The 1599-nt window shown below is 33.5% G+C and carries 1 protein-coding gene; it reads right to left on the reverse strand.

The features are described from left to right. Positions 1-840: 840 nt before the first annotated feature. Positions 841-1599: DUF1542 domain-containing protein (locus GVV20_RS10535; RefSeq protein ID WP_250690215.1), on the reverse strand; the 759-nt coding region annotated here is incomplete at its 5' end.

A 1599-nucleotide genomic window follows, 5' to 3' on the forward strand; every position in this document is an offset into this window, starting at 1 on the left:
ATTAATAGTTGAATCCTTTGTTACGTTAGAGTTGAACTTAATCTGATGCAGTTGTTAATTTCAACTGCATTAATTAGACAAAAAAACTGATAGTTTACTACAAACGTTTAACGAATTAATTTTTGACTAGGGAAAGTTCGTCACATATTGTTTATCATTCTAACTTATTGAATAGTTAGGTTAAGCAATTTCATAATTCTCTATCGACCCATGGAACCATCTTAGATGCAAATATACATTTTATGCAGTGTTATACTGTGTAGGTACGCCTAATTACTCTCGCCGATGATAACTACTACTACATTTTGGTTCCTCGTTTTCTTGTTGTAGTTGAAACAGTGTCAATTGTATACGATTTACTAGACTTCACCACTTTCTTATCTTCTTCATGAATACTTATATAATCCTAAACTAATCATTACTATTCCGCCCACAAGTTTACTATTACCTAAATCGTTTGCAGGAAGTTCCTTATCTTTTTATCAAGACCATTTGTATTTTCTTGATCAAATTCGAATACTTCTACCATTATTTGCAATTTCATCAGGTTTCTTTATGACAATTCCACCTATTACTCCATCTCCAGGTCATTCTTTATTTTATATTACAATATTAATGCCTTTATCCACGATAAACGTCTTGTGGTCTCAGCTACCGGTGCTTCTGGGCACTTATTATATTGCGGTTTCATGATGCTAAATATTTTACGTCATCTTTATTGACAGTCATCCAAATCCAAGAACGATAATCTTTCTAACAGTGATTACATACCAAGTGAGGGTTAATGTTAAAAAGATGCAGGTTGAACTGCACCTTTTCATTTAGGCTTCTTTATTATATTTATTGACTCTCTCTCTTTTTCCGTTTGCTATAAGCTAATACTCCAAGCCCAGATATCATCAATAAACCTGATAAGTACATTCCAATACCATCTCCTACACCCGTTTCTGGAAGTTTTTGTATTTTCAATACTTCATTAATAGCTTTTACTGCGATATTATAATTATCTTTAACTTCGTTTAAGTTGGCGCTGCTGCCTATTGCCGTTAAGCCTCCTTCAAGAATACCTTCTACTTCTTTAATTGCATTCTCTTTTTGACTTTGAGTTAAGTCACTTGCTTTGATTGTTTCTATTGCTTTCGTTGCCACTTCTTTTAAACGAACACTTGCTTCATTCTTTGCATCTTGAAGTCTTGCTTCAGCAACAATTTTGTCAATTGCTTGCCCGCTGGCATCTATCACGGTATTTGGTATATTTCCTTTTTCAATTAATTGAAGTCCATTGGATAGCTCTTGATCAATTGAGTGCTTTGCTGTCTCTTTTTGATTCGGTGTTAGATGGTTCATATTATCTACGAGTTCTTTTGCTTTTTCAGCTTTATCTTCAAGGTCTTTTATCACTTGATTTTTATGATTGTCTTTTTGAGTTTTAATAACAACGTCATCAATCGCTTTTTTCCCATCTTCTACGATTGTTTGGATTGCATCTACTGTTGTTGCAGTATCAATCGCTTCTTTTGAATCTTCTACAATTTGATTAATTTCTGCCTTTGCTGCTTCTTTTTGCTCTGGTGTTATACTATCCATTGCATCAATAGC

Source organism: Erysipelothrix aquatica (genome assembly GCF_009828775.2).
GTDB lineage: Bacteria > Bacillota_I > Bacilli_A > Erysipelotrichales > Erysipelotrichaceae > Erysipelothrix > Erysipelothrix aquatica.